The organism is Modestobacter sp. VKM Ac-2977 (assembly GCF_026968045.1).
Taxonomy (GTDB): Bacteria; Actinomycetota; Actinomycetes; order Mycobacteriales; family Geodermatophilaceae; genus Modestobacter.
Window position 1 is genome coordinate 1,328,898 of sequence record NZ_JAPVBQ010000001.1, and the last position, 19,190, is coordinate 1,348,087.

Genomic DNA, 19,190 nt, shown 5'->3' on the forward strand with positions numbered 1-19,190 from the left:
CAGGCCCGGGCCGGGCCACGGGACCGGACCGGACGGCGGGCTCGGGTCCAGGGGGAGGATCAGGGCATGACGTCCCTTGCTGACAACCTGCGCGACGTCCGCGCCCGGATCGACGACGCCGCCCGGGCGGCCGGTCGCGACCCGGCCGAGGTCCGCCTGCTGGCGGTCAGCAAGACGTGGTCGGCCGAGGACGTCCGGGCCCTCGCCGCACTGGGGCAACGGCACTTCGCCGAGAACCGCGTGCAGGAGCTGATCGGCAAGGCGGCGGCCCTGGCCGCCGACCCCGCCGTCCCCGAGCTGCACTGGCATCTGGTCGGGCAGCTGCAACGGAACAAGGTCGGCCCGGTCGCCCGGCTCGGGGCCACGGTGCACTCGGTCGACCGGGCCCCGCTCGTGGCGGCGCTGGCCCGCGCCGCCGAACGCGAGCAGCGGGTCCTGGACGTCTACGTCCAGGTCGACCTGGGCGGCCCGGAGGGCGAGCTCGGCAGCCGGGGCGGCGCCGCGCCTGCCGACGTCCCCGGCCTCGCCGACGCGATCGCAGCGGCGCCGGAGCTGCGCCTGCGCGGACTGATGGCGGTGGCCCCGCGGGACGAGGAGCCCGGCCCGGCGTTCGAGCGGTTGGCCGGGCTGTCCACCCGGCTGCGCGCCGATCATCCTGGTGCCACGGAGACATCGGCAGGCATGAGCGGCGACCTGGAGGCTGCTGTGACAGCTGGGGCCACCGTGGTGCGTGTCGGTACCGCGTTGTTCGGCACGCGCCCCCTAACCTCCGACGCAGGGCAGTGACGCACCACCCGTGCGCCCTGCCGAGTCACACCAGCACCACCTGAACCACCCAGCAACCTGTTGCAGCGCGGGGCGTCCAGCGCCGACGAGACCAGAGGGAGACGTCCGATGGCCGGAGCGATGCGGAGGATGGGGGTCTACCTCGGCCTCGTCGAGGACGACGACACCCGCGGTGGGTACGACCGTTACGCCGCGCGTCAGAGCGACTACGACCGGGACGACCGGGGCTACGACCACGGGTACGACCGTTACGCCGCCGACGACGCCGACCCCGTGGCCGAGGAGTCCCGCTACGGCTACGGCAGCGGATACGGCGGTGGCTACGACACCGAGTACGCCGGGGTACGCCTCGCCGACGAGCCGGTCGAGGAGCGCGCCCCCGAGCCCGAGGTCTCACTGGGACGGCGTCCGGCCACCCCCCGGACGATCGGACTGGCGGGCGCCCCGTCGAGCGGCAGCACCGCGGCGCGCCTCGCCGGCGGCGGGCTGTCCGCCGCCGGGAGCATGGGCGCCGGCTCCTCGGGCCGCAGCCGGATCTCCTCCGGCGGCTCCGGAGCCGCAGCCGGCCTGGCCATGAGCGAGCCCGTGGCGCCCGTCCCCGAGCCCGTCCCGGCCCCGGCCCCCGCGCCGGCGCCGTCCCCGCAGAACTACCGCATCACCACGGTGCACCCGGCCTCCTACAACGAGGCCCGCACCATCGGGGAGCGCTTCCGGGACGGCATGCCGGTGATCATGAACCTGACCGACATGGAGCACGCCGACGCGAAGCGGCTCGTCGACTTCGCCATCGGTCTGACGTTCGGTCTGCACGGTAGTATCGAGCGCGTCACGGCCAAGGTCTTCCTGCTCAGTCCGCAGGACGTCGACGTGACGGCTGAGGACAAGGCCCGCATCCGTGAGGGCGGGTTCTTCAGCCAGTCCTGACCCCGCGCACCTCACGCCCCGGCGCGAGCTGCTCCCGAACGAGCGAGGACCGTGCCTCTCCTTCTGCAGATCGTCTCGTCGATCCTGCTCGTCTTCCTGATCCTCCTGTTCGCCCGGTTCGTCGTGGACTGGGTAATGGTGCTCGCCCGCAGCTGGCGCCCGCAGGGTCTGGTCGCCGCGGGGCTCGAGGTCGTCTACGCCGCGACCGACCCGCCGCTCAAGGCGGTGCGCAAGGTCATCCCGCCGTTGAACCTCGGGTCCATCCGGCTGGACCTGGGGTTTATGGTGCTGCTGATCGGCGTGATCCTCCTGCGCAGCATCCTGAGCAGCATGGCCTACTCCTTCGCATGATCCGTCGTACCGTGCCCCAGCGGGGTGTGGACCCGATGCGGTTCGCCGCCGATCCGGACCCGTTCCCGTTCCTCCCGCCCGACCTGAGGTGAGCCGCATGCCACTGACTCCCGCCGACGTGCACAACGTCGTCTTCAAGAAGCCGCCGATCGGCAAGCGCGGCTACGACGAGGACGAGGTCGATGCGTTCCTCGACGTGGTCGAGGCCGAGCTGGCCCGGCTCATCGAGGAGAACAACGACCTGCGCGGCGCCGGTGCCAGTGGCTCCGGTGCGCGGGAGGAGCGGCCCGAGCCGGCGCCGATGACCGTCTCGGCCCCGCCGCCCCCGCCGACCCAGGCGCCCGCGGCGCAGGTGCGCGAGGACGACGCGATCCGCGCCTCCCGGATGCTGGCGCTGGCCACGGAGACGGCCGAGCGGCACGTCAACGAGGCCAAGGCCCAGGCCGACCAGATGGTCGGCACCGCCAAGAGCAGCAGCGACCGGATGATGTCCGAGGCGCGGGCGAAGAGCGAGCAGATGGTCGGTGAGGCCAAGAGCCGCGCCGACGCCATGCTGGGCGACGCCCGCACCCGTGCGGACACGATGGAGCGGGAGGCCCGCGCCAAGGCCACCGCCCTCGCCCAGGACGCCGAGCGCAAGCACGTGGAGGCGATGGGCTCCCTGGAGGAGAAGCGGGCCAGTCTCGAGCGCAAGGTCGACGAGCTGCGCACCTTCGAGCGGGAGTACCGCACCCGGCTGCGCTCCTACCTGGAGTCGCACCTGCGCGACCTGGACAGCCGCGGTTCGGCCGAGCCGGCGTCCAACAGCCGGCAGAGCCAGCACGTCAGCGCCTGATCAAGGACCACCCTCAGCACGACAGAGCCCCGCCGGACCCGGTCCGGCGGGGCTCTGTGCTGTCCGGGCCGGCCGGGCCCCGGGTCGTGGGGCCCGGCCGGGCGTCAGCTCGCCGGGGTGATCCAGACCCGGGCGCCCGCCGGGCCCTCGAGGCCGTCGCCGTCCCCGGTCTGCTGGGCGTGCACGGCGGTGGCCAGCACCTCCGCGGACAGCTGGGCGGCGTGCTCGGTGAGCGCCTGGGCGATCGCACCCTCGCCCGTCCACCGGACCTCGATCCGGTCGCTGACCGCCAGCCCGCTGGACTTGCGGGCGTCCTGAACCAGCCGCACGACCTCGCGCACCAGCCCGGCCCGCTCCAGCTCCGGGGTGAGGGTCAGGTCGAGCGCGACGGTGAGCCCACCGCCCGAGGCCACCGTCCACCCCTCGCGCGGCGTCTCGGTGATCACCAGGTCGCCCTCGACGAGCGGCACCTGCGCCCCGTCGACCGGCACGGTCGCCGTCCCGGCCCGGTAGGCGGCGACCAGCTCGGCCGCGTCTGCGGCGGCGACCGCCGCGGCGACGGCCTGCACCTGCTTGCCCATCCGGCGTCCCACCGCCCGGAAGTCGACCTTCACCGAGACGTCGACCAGCGAGCCGTCGACGGCGGCGAGCTCGGTCAGCTCGGCGACGTTCAGCTCCTCGGCCACCTCGGCGACCAGGTCACGGGGCAGCTGCGACCAGCCGGGTGCGGCGACGAGCGCCCGGGCCAGTGGCTGGCGGGTGCGGGCCTTGCCCGCCGTGCGGGCGGACCGGCCGAGCTCGACCAGGCGACGGACCAGCGCCACCTGGGCCACCAGGGCGTCGTCCCGGGCGTCGGTGTCCACGGCCGGCCAGCTCGCGAGGTGCACCGAGTCCACGGTGTCCGCCGCCCCGGGCACCACGGCGCCACGCCACACCCGCTCGGTCACGAACGGCGTGAACGGCGCCATCAGCCGGGTCAGCCCGTCGAGCACCTCGTGCAAGGTGCCCAGCGCGGCCGGGTCGCCGTCCCAGAACCGGCGCCGGCTGCGCCGGACGTACCAGTTGGACAGGTCGTCGACGAACTCGGCGATCAGCCGCCCGGCGGTCTGGGTGTCGAACTGCTCCAGCGCGTCGGTGACGCCGGCAGTGACCGACGCCAGCTCGGCGAGCGCCCAGCGGTCCAGCAGCGGACGCTCGGCGCGGGGGGGAGCGGGGGTGACCGCCGGGTCCCAGCCGTTGGTCTCGGCGTAGAGGGTGAAGAAGCTGGCGGTGTTCCAGTAGGTCAGCAGGACCTTGCGGACCACCTCGGACAGCGTCTCGTGGCCGACCCGGCGGGCCGACCAGGGCGATCCACCGGCCAGCATGAACCAGCGGACGGCGTCGGCGCCGTGTCGGTCCATCAGCGGCATCGGCTCGAGGATGTTGCCCAGGTGCTTGCTCATCTTCCGGCCGTCCTCGGCCAGGATGTGGCCCAGGCACAGCACGTTCTCGTACGAGCTCTGCTCGAACACCAGCGTGCCGACCGCCATCAGCGTGTAGAACCAGCCGCGGGTCTGGTCGATCGCCTCGGCGATGAACTGCGCCGGGTAGGCCGCCTCGAACTCCGCCTTGTTCCGGTGCGGCGCACCCCACTGGGCGAACGGCATCGACCCGGAGTCGTACCAGGCGTCGATCACCTGCCGGACCCGACGGTAGGTGCCCTCCTCGCCCGGCACCGTGAAGGTCACCTCGTCGATGAACGGCCGGTGCGGGTCCAGGTCGGACAGGTCCCGGCCGGTGCGCTCGGACAGCTCGGCGAGTGACCCGATGACGACCATCCGGGCCGGGTCGGCGTCGTTGCGCCAGATCGGCAGGGGGGTGCCCCAGTACCGGTCACGGGACAGCGCCCAGTCGACGTTGTTGTTCAGCCAGTCGCCGTAGCGGCCCCACTGGATGTTCTCCGGGTGCCAGTTCGTCCGCTCGTTCTGCGCCAGCAGCTGGTCCTTGACCTGGCTGGTGCGGATGTACCAGGACGGCTGCGCGTAGTACATCAGCGGCGTGTGGCAGCGCCAGCAGTGCGGGTAGCTGTGCTCGTACCGCAGCTCCCGGTACAGCACGCCCCGGTCCTGCAGGTCCTGCACCAGGGTCGGGTCGGCGGCCTTGAAGAAGTGGCCACCGACCAACGGCACGTCGGCGGTGAAGTGGCCGGTCGCGTCGATCGGGTTGACCACCGGCAGGCCGTAGGACCGGCAGACGGTGAAGTCGTCGGCGCCGAAGGCGGGGGACTGGTGCACCAGCCCGGTGCCGTCCTCGGTGGTGACGTACTCGGCCAGGACGACGAAGTGCGCGTCCGCCTCGGGGAAGTCGACCAGCTCGAACGGCCGCTGGTAGTGCACCCGCTCCCAGTCCCGGCCGGTGGTGCGGGCCAGCACCTTCGCGTTCTCGCCGAGCGCGGCGGTCAGCAGCGGCTCGGCCACGACGAAGGTCCCGTCGTCGGTGCGGGCCACCACGTAGGTGACGTCGGGGTGCACGGCGACCGCGGTGTTGGACGGCAGCGTCCACGGCGTCGTCGTCCAGATCAGCAGGTCGGCCTTCCCCGCCCACTCGCCGCTGGTGACCGGGAGCCGGACGTAGACCGAGGGGTCGGTCAGCGTCTCGTAGCCCTGGGCCACCTCGTGGTCGCTGAGCCCGGTGCCGCAGCGCGGGCAGTACGGGGCGACCCGGTGGTCCTCGACGAGCAGGCCCTTGTCGAACACCTGCTGCAGCGACCACCAGACGCTCTCGATGTAGCTGGCGTCCATGGTCCGGTAGGCGGTCGACATGTCGACCCAGTAGCCCATCCGCTGGGTCAGCTCGGCGAAGGCGCCGACGTGCCGCTCCACCGACTCCCGGCAGCGGGCGTTGAACTCGGCGATGCCGTAGCGCTCGATGTCCGGCTTGCCGGCGAAGCCGAGCTCCTGCTCCACCGCGATCTCCACCGGCAGGCCGTGGCAGTCCCAGCCCGCACGCCGGGGGACGGAGTAGCCCTGCATCGTCTTGAACCGGGGGAAGACGTCCTTGAACGCCCGCGCCTCGATGTGGTGGGTGCCGGGGCGGCCGTTGGCCGTCGGCGGGCCTTCGTAGAAGACCCACTGCGGCCGGTCGGCGGAGCCTTCCAGCGATCGGGCGAAGACCTTGTCGGCCTCCCACTGCTCGAGGACCTCGTGTTCGAGGGCCGGCAGGTCGACCTGCGGGGGGAGGGCCTGGAACGGGCCGGAGGGAGCACTCACGCAGCCCATCATCCCCGACCCCGCCACCCCCTTCGCGCAGCCGCCGGTCCACGGCGCGCACACCCCCGGGACGGCGGTACGGGAGACTGCCCCCATGGGGGCCCGCGGATGAACACGACGGTCACCATCGCGTTGGCCGTCGGCGCCCTCGTCGTCCTCCTCGCCGCCGTCGCGCTGCGGCTCGCCGACCGGATCGGGCTCCCCTCGCTGCTGCTCTACCTGGCGTTCGGGGTGGCACTGGGGGAGAGCGGTCTCGGCATCGAGTTCTCCGACGTCGGCCTCACCCAGACCCTCGGCGTCGCCGCGCTCGTGGTGATCCTGGCCGAGGGTGGGCTGACGACCCGCTGGTCCGACGTCCGCCGGGCAGTGGGCCCGGGCATCGCGCTCGCCACCGTCGGCGTGGTGGTGAGCATCGCCGTCGTCTCCTCGATCGCTGTCTGGCTGCTCGACTTCGACTGGCTCTTCGCGCTGCTGCTGGGGGCGGTGGTCACCTCCACCGACGCGGCCGCGGTCTTCTCCACCCTGCGCCGGATCCCGCTGCCCCGGCGGATGGTCGCCGCGCTGGAGCTGGAGTCCGGGCTGAACGACGCCCCGGTCATCCTGCTCGTCCTGGTGCTCAGCGAGCAGCTCACCGGCGGGGCCAGTTCGGTCTGGTACCTCGTCGTGGCCGAGGTGCTCGGGGAGCTGGCCGGCGGGACGGCGATCGGCGTCGGGATCGGGTTCGGCGGGGCCTGGCTGCTGCGGCGGGCCGCCCTGCCGCTGGTCGGCTTCTACCCGCTGGCCACCGTGGCGCTGTGCGTGCTGGCGTTCGCCTCCGCCGACCTGGTGCACACCTCCGGCTTCGTCGCCGTCTACCTCTGCGGCCTGGTGCTCGGCAACGCCGCGCTCCCGCACCGGGCCGGCACGATCGGCTTCGCGGAGGGGCTGGCCAGCCTCGCCCAGATCGGCCTGTTCGTGCTGCTGGGGCTGCTGGTGTCCCCGGCCCGGCTGCCCGACGCCCTGCTGCCGGCGCTGCTCGTGGGCGGCGCGCTGCTGCTGGTCGCCCGCCCGGTCTCGGTCCTGCTGAGCGTCGTCTGGTTCCGCATCCCGATCGCCCAGCAGCTGTTCATCTCCTGGGCCGGGCTGCGCGGCGCCGTGCCCATCGTGCTCGCGACGTTCCCCATCGCCGCGCAGGTGCCCGGCGCCACCCGGGTCTTCGACACGGTGTTCGTGCTCGTCGTCGTCTTCACCGTGGTGCAGGGCTGGTCACTGCCGGCGGTCGCCCGGCTGCTGCGACTGGCCACCCCGGTCACGCCGCGCGACATCGACGTCGAGTCCGCTCCGCTCGACGAGCTGGGCGCGGAGCTGATGCAGCTGCGGGTGCCGGAGACGTCCCGGCTGCACGGCGTCTACCTGCCCGAGCTCCGGCTGCCCGAGGACGCCGCCGTGGTCCTCGTCGTCCGCGACGGCAAGCCGTTCGTCCCCGACCGGTCCACCCGGCTGATGCACGGCGACCAGGCGCTCCTGGTGTCCGCGCGCGGCTCCCGCCAGGAGGCCGAGCGGCGGCTGCGCGCCGTCAGCCGGGCGGGCCGGCTCGCCACCTGGCGCGGGGAGAGCGGCCAGCCCAGCGAGACTGATTGATCTGTCGGCCTCCGGCCGACACCGCGGCCAGGATTCGTGCCCCGGTCATGTTGAGCCGCTGGGAGCTGTGCCGTCGGGAGCCTCCGGCCCCGCGACGGCACAGCTCAGCGGCCCTACGGGCCGCACGGACCCGCTTCGGCTTGCGGTCGAGCGCCCCGATCGGGAGCCCTCCGGGCTCCGCGATCGGGGCGCTCAGCCCTGGAGTTCCAGGGTCTTGGTCGTGTCGGCGCGGACCTCGGCCAGCAGCGCCGGCTCCTGGGACAGCTTGTGGCCGTAGGAGGGGATGGCCTCCTGCAGCAGCGGACGCCAGGTGTCCATCCGCTCCGGGAAGCAGCGCTCCAGCAGCGTGAGCATCGCCGACGTCGCGGTGGAGGCACCGGGGGAGGCGCCCAGCAGACCGGCGATCGACCCCTCGGCCCCCACGATCAGCTCGGTGCCGAACTGCAGCACCCCGCGGCCGGTCGTCGCGTCCTGCTTGATGACCTGCACCCGCTGGCCGGCGGTGATGAGCTCCCAGTCGTCCTGCTCGGCGGTCGGCACGAACTCCTCCAGCGCGCGGAACCGCGCACTGGTCGACTGCAGGACCTGGCCGACCAGGTACTTGGTGAGCGGGATGTTGGCGATCCCGGCGCCGAGCATGGAGCCCAGGTTGCCGCTGCGCACCGACTTCGGCAGGTCCCACATCGAGCCGGCCTTGAGGAACTTGGGGGAGAAGCCGGCGTAGGGGCCGAACAGCAGCGCCTGCTCACCGTCGATCAGCCGCAGGTCCAGGTGCGGAACCGACATCGGCGGTGCGCCGACCTTCGCCTGGCCGTAGACCTTGGCCTGGTGCTGACCGACCAGCTCCGGGGAGCGGGTGCGCAGGAACTGGCCGCTGACCGGGAACCCGCCGAAGCCACGGATCTCCGGGATGCCGGAGCCCTGCAGCAGCGGGAGCGCGCCGCCGCCGGCCCCGACGAAGAGGAAGCGGGTGCGCACGGTGCGGCTGCGGCCGGAGCCGGAGCGGACGGTGACCGCCCAGCGCCCGTCGGATTCGCGGCGCACCTTGCGGACCCGGGTGGAGGTGTGCAGCTCGACGCCGCGGCTGACGGCGGCGTCGAGCAGCAGCCGGGTCAGCGCCCCGAAGTTGACGTCGGTGCCGGCCAGCGACCGGGTCGCGGCGGCGACCTCCCCGGCCGGCCGGCCGGCCATCATCAGCGGGACCCACGAGGCGAGCACGTCGCGGTCGTCGGTGTACTCCATCTCGGCGAACAGCGGCTCGGCGGCCAGCGCGTCGTACCGGGTGCGCATGTACTGGCGCCCGGCCTCGCCGGTGACGAAGCTGACGTGCGGCACCGAGGTGATGAACCGCTTCGGGGAGTCGGTGAGGCCGGAGCGGACCAGGTGCGACCAGAACTGCCGGGACACCTGGAACTGCTCGTTGATGCCGACGGCCTTGGCGGAGTCGACGTGCCCGTCGGGTGCGGCGGGGGTGTAGTTCAGCTCGCACAGGGCCGAGTGGCCGGTGCCGGCGTTGTTCCACGCGTCGGAGCTCTCACCGGCGACCTGGTCGGCGGACTCGAAGACCGCGACGGTCCAGTCCGGCGCCACGACGCCCAGGAGCGCGGAGAGCGTCGCGCTCATGATGCCGCCGCCGACGAGGACTACATCGGGGTTCGAGGAACCATCCGTGGTCAAGATCTGCCTCCGTGACTGAGTGCGTACCGGCCCATCGTCGTCCGCGTCGGCGGACGACACGTCCGGAACCCGGGCGTCCCCCCGAAGTGAGGGGATGAGATGCATCACAGGCGCACCCGCCCCAGGGTCCTCCGCGCCGCCTCCGCGCGCAGCGCCGGCCCGGATGACGCGTCGGGCCGACGGGGACCGATCCTGCCCTTCGGCGTGGGCGCCCGGGACCGGGGGCACCGCAGCGGACTGCCGGGGCGGGCCCAGCCGGCCGCTATCGTCGTCGGGGACGTGGTCACCGGGGCCGCCAGCGGGGAGGACGGCGATGGCCGAGCAGCCCGACTCCTCGACCGGCGCGACCCCGGCGGCTGTCCCCGGGCCGCGTGGGCGTTCCCGGGCACGCCTGCTCCTGGCCCTGGCCGTCGTCGTCCTCGCGCTGGACCTGGCCACCAAGCTCGTCGTCGTGGCCACGCTGTCCGACCGGGAGCCGCTGCGGCTGCTCGGTGGGGCGCTGTACCTCACCGAGGCGCGCAACACCGGTGCGGCCTTCTCCTTCGCCGAGGGAGCCACGGTGGTGTTCAGCCTGATCGCGCTGGCCGTGGTCGTGGTGATCGTGCGCAGCGCGCGGCGGATGTACTCGACCGCGTGGGCGGTCACCCTGGGCCTGGTGCTCGGTGGTGCCCTGGGCAACCTGATCGACCGGGTCTTCCGTGACCCGGGGTTCCTGCAGGGCGGCGTCGTCGACTTCATCTCGGTGTTCGACCCCTACGGTCGGGTGTTCCCGATCTTCAACGTCGCCGACTCCGCGATCGTCTGCGGCGGCGTGCTCGGTGTGCTGCTCGCCTTCCGGGGCCTCGAGTTCGACGGCAGCCGGAGCAGCGACCGGCCGGACGCCGTCGCCGGCTGAGCGGGGGTCGGCCCGGCGGCGGCCGGGCAAGCTGCCCCACCCGTCACAATGGTGCGGTGACCAGCAGTCCCGGCCAGGCCTCCTCCTCCGGCGGGCGACCCGGTGAACACCGGTCGCTGCCCGTGCCCGACGGGCTCGAGGGCCAGCGGGTCGACCAGGCCCTGGTGCGGCTCTTCGGGGTCACCCGCGCCGTCGCCGCCGAGCTGGCCGACGGTGGCGCCGTGGTCGTCGACGGCCGCGCCCGGGGCAAGGGCGACCGGCTGACCGCGGGCAGCTGGCTGGAGGTGGAGCTGCCGCCGCCGCCGGGTGAGCCGGCCGCACCGGTGCCGGTCTCGGGTCTCGGGATCGTCCACGACGACGACGACGTCGTGGTCATCGACAAGCCGGTCGGGGTGGCCGCGCACGGCAGCCCCGGTTGGACGGGGCCCACCGTCACCGGCGGACTGGCCGCGGCGGGCTACCGGATCTCCACCAGCGGTGCAGCCGAGCGGCAGGGCATCGTGCACCGCCTGGACGCCGCGACCACCGGCCTCATGGTCGTGGCCAAGAGCGAGCGGGCGTACACCCTGCTCAAGGCGGCGTTCAAGGAACGGACCGTCGACAAGGGCTACCAGGCCCTGGTGCAGGGGCACCCCGATCCGTCCAAGGGCACGATCGACGCCCCGATCGACCGGCACCCCAAGCACGACTGGCGGTTCGCGGTGGTGACCGGCGGCCGCCCGTCGGTCACCCACTACGAGGTGGCGGAGGCGTTCCCGGCGGCCAGCCTCGTCGACGTCCACCTGGAGACCGGGCGCACCCACCAGATCCGCGTGCACTTCTCCGCCCTGCGCCACCCGTGCGTCGGGGACATGACCTACGGCGCCGACCCGACCCTGGCCGCCCGGCTCGGCGTGGAGCGGCAGTGGCTGCACGCGGTGCGGCTCGGGTTCGCCCACCCGGCCGACGGGCGCTGGGTCGAGTTCAGCAGCGACCACCCGGCCGACCTGGCCGGCGCCCTGGCGATCCTGCGCGCCGAGAACTGAGGCGTCCGACCGGTGTCCGGAGCCCCCGACCTCCCTGCTGCTCTCGCCGACTTCGGCGCCGCGCAGCTGGCGGCGGTGATCATCGCCGTCTACCTGGTCGTGGGGGAGCCGTTCGTCGGGTACGTGCTGCACCGGCGGTTCGAGGGCCGGCTGCGCACCGACCCGGCCGCGCGCCGCTCCTTCTACCGCCGGCTGCTGGTGCTCGAGTGGGGCCTGGCGCTGGTCGCCCTCGTGGTCTGGCTCGCCGCCCCGGAAGTGAGCGCGGCCGAGGTGGGCCTGCGCTGGCCGACGGGCTGGCCGGGAGTGGGCACCTGGCTGGCCGTCGTCGTGCTCGGGCTGCTCGTCCTGCTGACCACCCGGGCGCTGCGCAGCGGCGCCGTGGCCGGGCCGCCGCCGGAGACGCTGCGCCGCACCCGCCCCGGCGAGGCCCGGCACGCCGAGCCCCCCGGGCACTCGACGCTCGCGCTGCTCCCGCGCAGCCGCTCTGAGCGTCGGCTCTTCGCCCTGGTCGGCGTCACGGCGGGGGTGTGCGAGGAGTGGCTCTACCGCGGCTTCTTCCTCGCCGTGGTGGCCGCACTGGCCCCTGGGCTCCCCGCACTGGTGCTGGTCCTGGTGGCCGCTCTCGCGTTCGGCGCGGCGCACGCGTACCAGGGGCCGGCCGGGGTGGTGACCACCGGCGTCCTCGGGGGCGTGCTGGCCGGGGTCTACCTGGACACCGGGTCGCTGCTGCTGCCGGTGCTGCTGCACGCCGCGATCGACCTGCGGTTCCTCTTCGTGCCCTCCTCCGCGTTGCCGTCCGCCGAGACCCCGGAGCGGGCGTGACGGAGTGGTCCGGATCGCCGAGACACGTCCTGTCGGACCCTCGGCGTAGGACTCCGGAGGTGCGAGGATCGACAGCACCGGTCCCCGTTCGAGAGCACCACCGAGCGACACCGCTGAACGGCCTTCCCCGCCGGTCATGAGAACGACCACGTCGGTCCTTGCCGCCCCGCCTGGCAGGGCCGACGCGACCCGTGAGGAGCACCCCGCACCGTGAGCAGCACCCCGTCCTCAGAGAACTTCGTGCACCTGCACGTGCACACCGAGTACTCGATGCTCGACGGGGCGGCCAAGCTCGGTGAGGTCACCAAGGCCGCGGCCGACGAGGGCATGCCGGCGCTGGCGATGACCGACCACGGCAACGTCTTCGGCGCCTACGACTTCTACAAGACCGCCAAGGCCGCCGGCGTGAAGCCGATCATCGGCATGGAGGGCTACTACACGCCCGGCTCGCGCTTCGACCGCGCCCCGTTCGACTTCGGCGACAAGCTGATCGACGAGGAGGGCGACGGTGGGTCCAACCGCGGCAAGGCCGCCTACACGCACATGACCCTCCTGGCCAAGACCACCGAGGGCATGCACAACCTGTTCCGGCTCTCTTCGCTGGCCAGCCTGGAGGGGCAGTACCGCAAGCCCCGGTTCGACCGCGACCTGCTGGAGAAGTACGGCAAGGGCCTGATCGCCACCACCGGGTGTCCCTCCGGCGAGGTCAACATGTGGCTGCGCGCGGGCAAGGTCGACCGAGCCCGGCAGGCCGCCGCCGACTTCCAGGACATCTTCGGCAAGGAGAACTTCTACGCCGAGGTCATGGACCACGGGCTGTCGATCGAGAAGAAGACCAAGCCCGCCCTGCTGGAGATCGCCAAGGAGCTCGGCATCCCGCTGCTGGGCACCAACGACCTGCACTACACGCACCGCGAGGACGCCGCCGCCCACGACGCCCTGCTGTGCATCCAGACCGGCTCGCGGCTCAACGAGCCCAACCGCTTCAAGTTCAACGGCGACGGCTACTACCTGAAGTCGGCCGCGGAGATGCGTGCGCTGTTCTCCGAGCACCCCGAGGCCTGCGACAACACGCTGCTGATCGCCGAGCAGTGCGAGGTGACCTTCACCGAGGGCGCCGACCTGATGCCCCGGTTCCCGCTCCCCGAGGGCGAGGACGAGACCTCCTGGTTCATCAAGGAGGTCGAGGCCGGGCTGCACAAGCGCTACCCGGCCGGCATCCCCGACCACGTGCGCAAGCAGGCCGACTACGAGGTCGGGATCATCACCCAGATGGGCTTCCCGGGGTACTTCCTCGTGGTCGCCGACTTCATCAACTGGGCCAAGGACAACGGCATCCGGGTCGGTCCGGGCCGTGGCTCGGCCGCTGGGTCGATGGCCGCCTTCGCCATGGGCATCACCGACCTCGACCCGCTGCAGCACGGGCTGATCTTCGAGCGGTTCCTCAACCCCGAGCGCGTCTCCATGCCCGACGTCGACATCGACTTCGACGACCGCCGCCGCGGTGAGGTGATCCGCTACGTCTCGGAGAAGTACGGCGAGGAGCGGGTCAGCCAGATCGTCACCTACGGCACGATCAAGGCCAAGGCCGCGATCAAGGACGCCGCCCGGGTGCTCGACCGGCCCTACTCGGTGGGCGACGAGCTGACCAAGCTGATGCCCCCCGGCGTCATGGGCAAGGACATCCCGCTGTCGGGCATCTTCGACCCCAAGCACGAGCGCTACCGGGAGGCCGGGGAGTTCCGGGCCCGCTACGAGTCCGACCCGGGCGCGGCCGAGGTCATCGACCAGGCCCGCAAGCTGGAGGGGCTGAAGCGGCAGTGGGGCGTGCACGCCGCAGGCGTCATCATCGGCCGGTACCCGCTGATCGACAGCGTGCCGATCATGCGCCGGGAGGCCGACGGCGCGGTGATCACGCAGTTCGACTACCCGACCTGCGAGACCCTCGGCCTGCTCAAGATGGACTTCCTGGGCCTGCGCAACCTGACCGTCATCGACGACGCGCTGCGCAACATCGTGATCAACGGCAAGGCCCCGGTCGACCTCGACGAGATCAGCAAGGACCTCACCGACAAGAAGACCTACGAGCTGCTCGGTCGCGGCGACACCCTGGGGGTCTTCCAGTTCGACGGCGGCCCGATGCGGTCGCTGCTGCGGCTGATGCGCCCGGACAACTTCGAGGACATCTCCGCCGTCGGCGCGCTCTACCGGCCGGGCCCGATGGGCGCGAACTCGCACACCAACTACGCGCTGCGCAAGAACGGCCAGCAGGAGATCACCCCGATCCACCCGGAGCTGGCCGAACCGCTCGAGGAGATCCTCGGTCAGACCTACGGCCTGATCGTGTACCAGGAGCAGGTCATGGCGATCGCGCAGAAGGTCGCCGGGTACTCCCTCGGCAAGGCCGACTTGCTGCGCCGCGCGATGGGCAAGAAGAAGAAGTCGGTGCTGGACGCCGAGTACGTCGGCTTCGAGGCCGGGATGAAGGCCAACGGCTACTCCGCCGCCGCGGTCAAGACGCTCTGGGACATCCTGGTCCCCTTCGCCGACTACGCCTTCAACAAGGCGCACTCGGCGGCCTACGGCCTGGTCTCCTACTGGACCGCCTACCTCAAGGCCAACTACCCGGCCGAGTACATGGCCGGGCTGCTCACCAGCGTCGGCGACGACAAGGACCGCCGGCCGGTGTACCTGGCCGAGTGCCGCCGGATGGGCATCAAGGTCCTCCCGCCGGACGTCAACGAGTCCTCCTGGGACTTCACCGCCGTCGGCAACGACATCCGCTTCGGCATGGCCTCGGTGCGCAACGTCGGGACCAACGTCGTCGACTCGATCGTGCGGGCGCGGGAGGAGAAGGGGGCGTTCAAGGACTTCGCCGACTTCATGCGCAAGATCGACACGGTGGCCTGCAACAAGAAGGTCATCGAGTCCCTGGCCAAGGCCGGGGCCTTCGACTCCATGGGCCACTCCCGGCAGGGCATCGCCGCGATCCACGCCAACGCCGTCGACCAGGCGATGGGCGTGAAGCGCAAGGAGGCCGAGGGCCAGTTCGACCTGTTCGGCAGCTTCGGCGAGACCGCCGAGGACCCGTTCGGCTCCTCGCTGGACATCGCGATCCCCACCGCCGACTGGTCCAAGTCGGAGAAGCTCGTCTTCGAGCGGGACATGCTCGGCCTCTACGTCTCCGACCACCCGCTGCACGGGGTGGAACACGTGCTCACCTCGCACGCCGACACCGCGCTGGCCGAGATCCTCTCCGGCGGGGTCGAGGACGGCGCGAACGTCACGATCGCCGGCATCCTCACCGCCGTCGGGCCGCGCACCAACAAGCAGGGTGCACCGTGGGCCATCGCCACCATCGAGGACCTCGAGGCCGGGCTGGAGGTGCTGTTCTTCCCGAAGACCTGGGCGCAGGTCCAGGACAAGGTGGTCCGCGACCAGATCGTGGTGGTCAAGGGCCGGATCAGCCGTCGGGACGACACGCCTTCGCTGTTCGCCTCCGAGGTGTACATCCCGGAGGTCACCGACGGCCCGCGCGGGCCGGTGCTGGTCTCGATGCCGGCGGCCCGCTGCACCCCGCCGGTGGTGGAGCGGCTCCGCGAGGTCCTGGGCAGCCACCCGGGCACCACCGAGGTACAGCTCAAGCTGCTCAACGGCGGCCGCGAGACGGTCCTGCGGCTGGACCAGGGGCTGCGGGTCCAGCCCAGCACCGCGCTGATGGGCGACATCAAGGCACTGCTGGGCCCCACCAGCGTCGCCCTCCTGTGAAGAGGGACCCCGTCCTCCTCGGGACGGGGCCGGCGGTGGGCCCCCGCAGAGGTGGGCTGGGTCGGGCTGTGGGAGCGCGCACAGCCGGGCCAGCGACACTGGACCGGTGACCGATCCCCGCACCGCCGGGCCGGCGCCGGGTGGACCGGCCGGTCCCGGCTCCCCGCCGGTGTCCCGGCTCGCGCCACCCCCGCCGGGCTGGGCGCCCCAGCAGCCGGCGAGCCGGGCCGGGTGGGGGCCCGGCCTGCGCGGGAGTCGCGCCGACCTACGGGCCGGGCTGGTCACCGTCCTGGCGTTGACGCTCGCCGGACTGGGGGCCGGTGCACTGTGGGCCTGGCTGGCCCCGCGGGTCGACTACCGGGTCACCGAGAGCCAGCTCGAGCCGGTGGCCGGGGTGCCGAGCGCCGAGGTGTTCGCGGCCGACGACGGCGTCTACGTCCTCGTGCTGGCCGGGCTGGGGCTGGTGGCCGGGCTCCTGGTGTGGCTGGTGCGCAGCCGTCGCGGGGTGCCCGCTCTGGTCGGCCTGGCCACCGGGATGGTCGGTGCCGGTGTCGTCGCCTGGCAGCTGGGGGAGTGGCTGGGGGCCGGGCCCACCGAGACGGAGCTGACCGAGGTCGGGACGACGGTCACCACCGGCGTCGACCTCGCCGCGACCGCGGCGCTGGCCGTCGGCCCCTTCGTCGCCGTCCTCACCTACCTGGTGGCCACTGCACTCACGCCGGACGACGACCTCGGTCGCCCCGACGACGGCGCCCCGCGACCCGAGCACCAGCTGCCGCTCCGCCCGCCGCTCCCGCCGGTGCCCCCGGCAGCCCCCCGCCGCCCCTGAGGCGCCCGTGCAGGGTCCCTCCGCGAGCGTGCGAGCGGTGGGGGCAGAAGGGGGTCCTTCGTCAGTTCGGGGTCAGGGGGGTGGCGAACTGGCGCAGCGGAACCGGGACCGCCCCGAGGGTCCGCAGCAGGGTGAGCTCCCGGCGCAGCATCCGGGACTCCATGGCCAGGCGGCGGCGCGTCGCGGACTCGGCCAGCAGCGCCTGCCGGTCCTCGGTGGTCAGCAGGGCCACCGAGGCCACCAGGTAGGACAGCCCGCGTGCGTCGTCGCTGACCTCGCGCAGCAGGGCCGCGGTGTCGGCGATCCCGGCCGGGGCGGCGTCGTCCTCGGGCACCAGGTCGTCGGAGGTCAGTGCGTCCAGCACCTCGTCGGGCAGCCCGTCGCCGCCGCCCTGGCGGATGGCGACGTCGGCGACGTACCGGGCGAACAGGTCGCGGACGTTCCCGGCCAACAGCTCCAGCGAGCCGCGGGCCACCTCGGTCACGACGTCGTCGGGCTCGAGCCCGCGGGCGGTGTCCACGCCGACCAGCCCCTCGGCGTCCCCAGCGGCCTCCTCGGCCGCCTCCTCCTCGTCGAGCCACTCGACGACCGCGCGCAGGTACGTCGGCGGGGCGCCGGCGCCGGTCTCCCCGCCGCCGGTGGGAACCGCGTGCTCGTCCAGGTCGGCGGGTGCCAGGACCTCGAGCAGCCGGAAGCGCTCATCGCCCACGGCCACCACCTGGTACCCGCCGTCGGACTGGGGTGCGACGACGCGCAGCACCGCGGTGCAGCCCACGTCGAACAGCGCCTCGGCCGGCGCAACGCGTTCCACCTCCCAGCCCTGGCGGATCGCCACGACCCCGAACCGGCGCGGTGTCCCCTCCGGGAGCGCGGAGAGGTCGGCGACGAGCTGGCGGTACCGGGGCTCGAAGATCTGCAGCGGCAGGACGACGCCGGGGAAGAGCGGGGTCTCCAGGGGGAACAGCGGGATGACCTCGCGGTCTCCGGTCCCGTCCTCGCCCACGCCCACGCCGGGAGCCTACGGGCAGCGGGGCCGGTGCACCCGCCGTCTACCGTGGGGTGTTCTCCCGTCGTACCCGGAGGTGCTCCGTGCTGTCCCGCATCGACCTGCGTGGTCCTGCTCTGCCCGGGCCGCGTGAGCTCGCCCAGTTGCTGCCGCGCGCCGGCGTCGACATCGACTCGGTGCTGGACGTCGTCCGGCCCATCTGCGAGGACGTGCGGGCGCGCGGCGCCGAGGCGGTCCGGGAGATCACCGCGCGGCTGGACGGCGTCGACGTCCCGGACATGGCCGTGCCGCAGGCCGCGCTGGACGACGCGCTGGCCACCGTCGACCCCGCGGTGCGCGCTGCCCTGGAGGAGTCGATCCGCCGGGTGCGGATCGTGCACGCCGACCAGCGCCGGACCGACGTCACCACCGACGTGGTGCGCGGCGGCACCGTCACCGAGCGCTGGGTACCGGTGCGCCGGGTCGGGCTGTACGTGCCCGGCGGGCTGGCCCCGCTGCTGAGCTCGGTGGTCATGAACGTCGTCCCGGCGCAGCTGGCCGGGGTCACCTCGATCGCGGTGGCCAGCCCGCCGCAGCGGGACAACGGCGGCCTGCCCGACCCCGGCGTGCTCGCGGCGTGCGCCCTGCTGGGCGTCACCGAGGTGTACGCGGTCGGCGGGGCCCAGGCGATCGCCGTCTTCGGCTACGGCGCCGGCTCCTGCGCGCCGGTCGACCTGGTCACCGGGCCGGGCAACGTCTACACGACCGCGGCGAAGCGGCTGCTGCGTGGCCTCATCGGCATCGACTCCGAGGCCGGCCCGACCGAGGTCGCCGTCCTGGCCGACGACACCGCTGACCCGGTGCACGTCGCCGCCGACCTGATCAGCCAGGCCGAGCACGACCCGCTGGCCGGTGCGGTGCTGGTCACCACCAGCGAGGAGCTCGCCGACGCCGTCGGTGAGCTGCTGCCCGGCCAGGTGGCGGCGACCAAGCACAGCGACCGGATCACCACCGCGCTCGGGGGCACCCAGTCGGGCATCGTGCTGGTCGACGACCTGGACGCCGGGCTGGCCGTGGTCGACGCCTACGCCGCCGAGCACCTGGAGATCCAGACCCGGGACGCCCGCGAGGTGGCCATGCGGGTGCGCAACGCCGGCGCGGTCTTCGTCGGCCCGTGGGCCCCGGTCTCCCTCGGTGACTACGCGGCCGGCTCCAACCACGTGCTGCCCACCGGCGGCTGCGCCCGGCACTCCAGCGGGCTCAGCGTCCAGACGTTCCTCCGTGGCATCCACGTGGTCGAGTACGACGAGCAGGCCCTCGCCGAGGTCGCCGGGCACATCGACGCCCTGGCCAACGCGGAGGACCTGCCGGCGCACGCCGCGGCGGTGCGGGCCCGGCAGCAGTCGCCGTCCCGGTCGTGACGGC

The 19,190-nt window shown here is 73.1% G+C and carries 14 protein-coding genes; 11 read left to right on the forward strand and 3 right to left on the reverse strand.

Translation table 11 applies throughout. The annotated features are described in order from the left end of the window. The first annotated feature begins 66 nt into the window (after positions 1–66). The 4 genes from O2V63_RS06435 (at position 67) to wag31 (ending at position 2,896) form a co-directional block, all read left to right on the forward strand. The gene (locus O2V63_RS06435) at positions 67–786 is read left to right on the forward strand and encodes a YggS family pyridoxal phosphate-dependent enzyme (protein ID WP_269166713.1); all 720 of its coding nucleotides are present in this window, start codon (positions 67–69) and stop codon (positions 784–786) included. 108 nt (positions 787–894) lie between these two features. After that, positions 895–1,710, forward strand: a complete 816-nt coding sequence (locus O2V63_RS06440) for a cell division protein SepF (protein WP_269166714.1) — start codon at positions 895–897, stop codon at positions 1,708–1,710. A gap of 51 nt (positions 1,711–1,761) precedes the next feature. Next, the gene (locus tag O2V63_RS06445) at positions 1,762–2,061 is read left to right on the forward strand and encodes a YggT family protein (RefSeq protein ID WP_269166715.1); all 300 of its coding nucleotides are present in this window, start codon (positions 1,762–1,764) and stop codon (positions 2,059–2,061) included. A 97-nt stretch (positions 2,062–2,158) separates the two neighbouring features. Then, the gene (gene wag31, locus O2V63_RS06450; protein WP_269166716.1) at positions 2,159–2,896 is read left to right on the forward strand and encodes a DivIVA-like cell division protein Wag31; all 738 of its coding nucleotides are present in this window, start codon (positions 2,159–2,161) and stop codon (positions 2,894–2,896) included. A gap of 104 nt (positions 2,897–3,000) precedes the next feature. Here wag31 and ileS read toward each other — a convergent pair whose 3' ends face one another. Next, positions 3,001–6,144 (reverse strand): isoleucine--tRNA ligase, encoded by a 3,144-nt coding sequence (ileS, locus tag O2V63_RS06455; protein ID WP_269166717.1) that lies wholly within the window; start codon positions 6,142–6,144, stop codon positions 3,001–3,003. Positions 6,145–6,252: 108 nt separating this feature from the next. Here ileS and O2V63_RS06460 point away from each other — a divergent pair, with 108 nt between their 5' ends. After that, on the forward strand, positions 6,253–7,764 hold the full coding sequence (locus O2V63_RS06460) for a potassium/proton antiporter (RefSeq protein ID WP_269166718.1): 1,512 nt from the start codon (positions 6,253–6,255) through the stop codon (positions 7,762–7,764). A 192-nt stretch (positions 7,765–7,956) separates the two neighbouring features. Here O2V63_RS06460 and mqo read toward each other — a convergent pair whose 3' ends face one another. Further along, entirely contained in the window at positions 7,957–9,441 is a 1,485-nt protein-coding gene (gene mqo / locus O2V63_RS06465; protein WP_269166719.1) for a malate dehydrogenase (quinone), read from the reverse strand. A gap of 313 nt (positions 9,442–9,754) precedes the next feature. On the opposite strand from mqo, the gene lspA reads away from it, so the two are divergent. From lspA to O2V63_RS06490, 5 genes are all read left to right on the forward strand, one after another. Continuing rightward, on the forward strand, positions 9,755–10,336 hold the full coding sequence (gene lspA / locus O2V63_RS06470) for a signal peptidase II (RefSeq protein ID WP_269166720.1): 582 nt from the start codon (positions 9,755–9,757) through the stop codon (positions 10,334–10,336). 56 nt (positions 10,337–10,392) lie between these two features. Next, entirely contained in the window at positions 10,393–11,361 is a 969-nt protein-coding gene (locus O2V63_RS06475; protein ID WP_269166721.1) for an RluA family pseudouridine synthase, read from the forward strand. Between the two features lie 12 nt (positions 11,362–11,373). Continuing rightward, the gene (locus O2V63_RS06480; RefSeq protein ID WP_269166722.1) at positions 11,374–12,183 is read left to right on the forward strand and encodes a CPBP family intramembrane glutamic endopeptidase; all 810 of its coding nucleotides are present in this window, start codon (positions 11,374–11,376) and stop codon (positions 12,181–12,183) included. 210 nt (positions 12,184–12,393) lie between these two features. Continuing rightward, positions 12,394–15,951: a DNA polymerase III subunit alpha gene (gene dnaE, locus O2V63_RS06485; RefSeq protein ID WP_269166723.1), complete on the forward strand. Its 3,558-nt coding sequence runs from the start codon at positions 12,394–12,396 to the stop codon at positions 15,949–15,951. Between the two features lie 106 nt (positions 15,952–16,057). After that, complete coding sequence (locus O2V63_RS06490) at positions 16,058–16,780, forward strand: DUF2567 domain-containing protein (protein ID WP_269166724.1); 723 nt, start codon at positions 16,058–16,060, stop codon at positions 16,778–16,780. A 61-nt stretch (positions 16,781–16,841) separates the two neighbouring features. Here the strand turns inward: O2V63_RS06490 and O2V63_RS06495 are convergent, their stop codons facing one another. Continuing rightward, positions 16,842–17,789 (reverse strand): LON peptidase substrate-binding domain-containing protein, encoded by a 948-nt coding sequence (locus O2V63_RS06495; RefSeq protein ID WP_269166725.1) that lies wholly within the window; start codon positions 17,787–17,789, stop codon positions 16,842–16,844. An 80-nt stretch (positions 17,790–17,869) separates the two neighbouring features. Between O2V63_RS06495 and hisD the strand changes: the two genes are divergently transcribed. Further along, the gene (gene hisD, locus O2V63_RS06500) at positions 17,870–19,186 is read left to right on the forward strand and encodes a histidinol dehydrogenase (RefSeq protein ID WP_269166726.1); all 1,317 of its coding nucleotides are present in this window, start codon (positions 17,870–17,872) and stop codon (positions 19,184–19,186) included. Positions 19,187–19,190: the final 4 nt, after the last annotated feature.

Excerpts from the sequence above, each read along its gene's own strand:
- O2V63_RS06460 (WP_269166718.1), top strand. The coding sequence starts at position 6,253 with ATGAACACGACGGTCACCATCGCGTTGGCCGTCGGCGCCCTCGTCGTC.
- O2V63_RS06440 (WP_269166714.1), top strand. The coding sequence starts at position 895 with ATGGCCGGAGCGATGCGGAGGATGGGGGTCTACCTCGGCCTCGTCGAG.
- O2V63_RS06435 (WP_269166713.1), top strand. The coding sequence starts at position 67 with ATGACGTCCCTTGCTGACAACCTGCGCGACGTCCGCGCCCGGATCGAC.
- wag31 (WP_269166716.1), top strand. The coding sequence starts at position 2,159 with ATGCCACTGACTCCCGCCGACGTGCACAACGTCGTCTTCAAGAAGCCG.
- lspA (WP_269166720.1), top strand. The coding sequence starts at position 9,755 with ATGGCCGAGCAGCCCGACTCCTCGACCGGCGCGACCCCGGCGGCTGTC.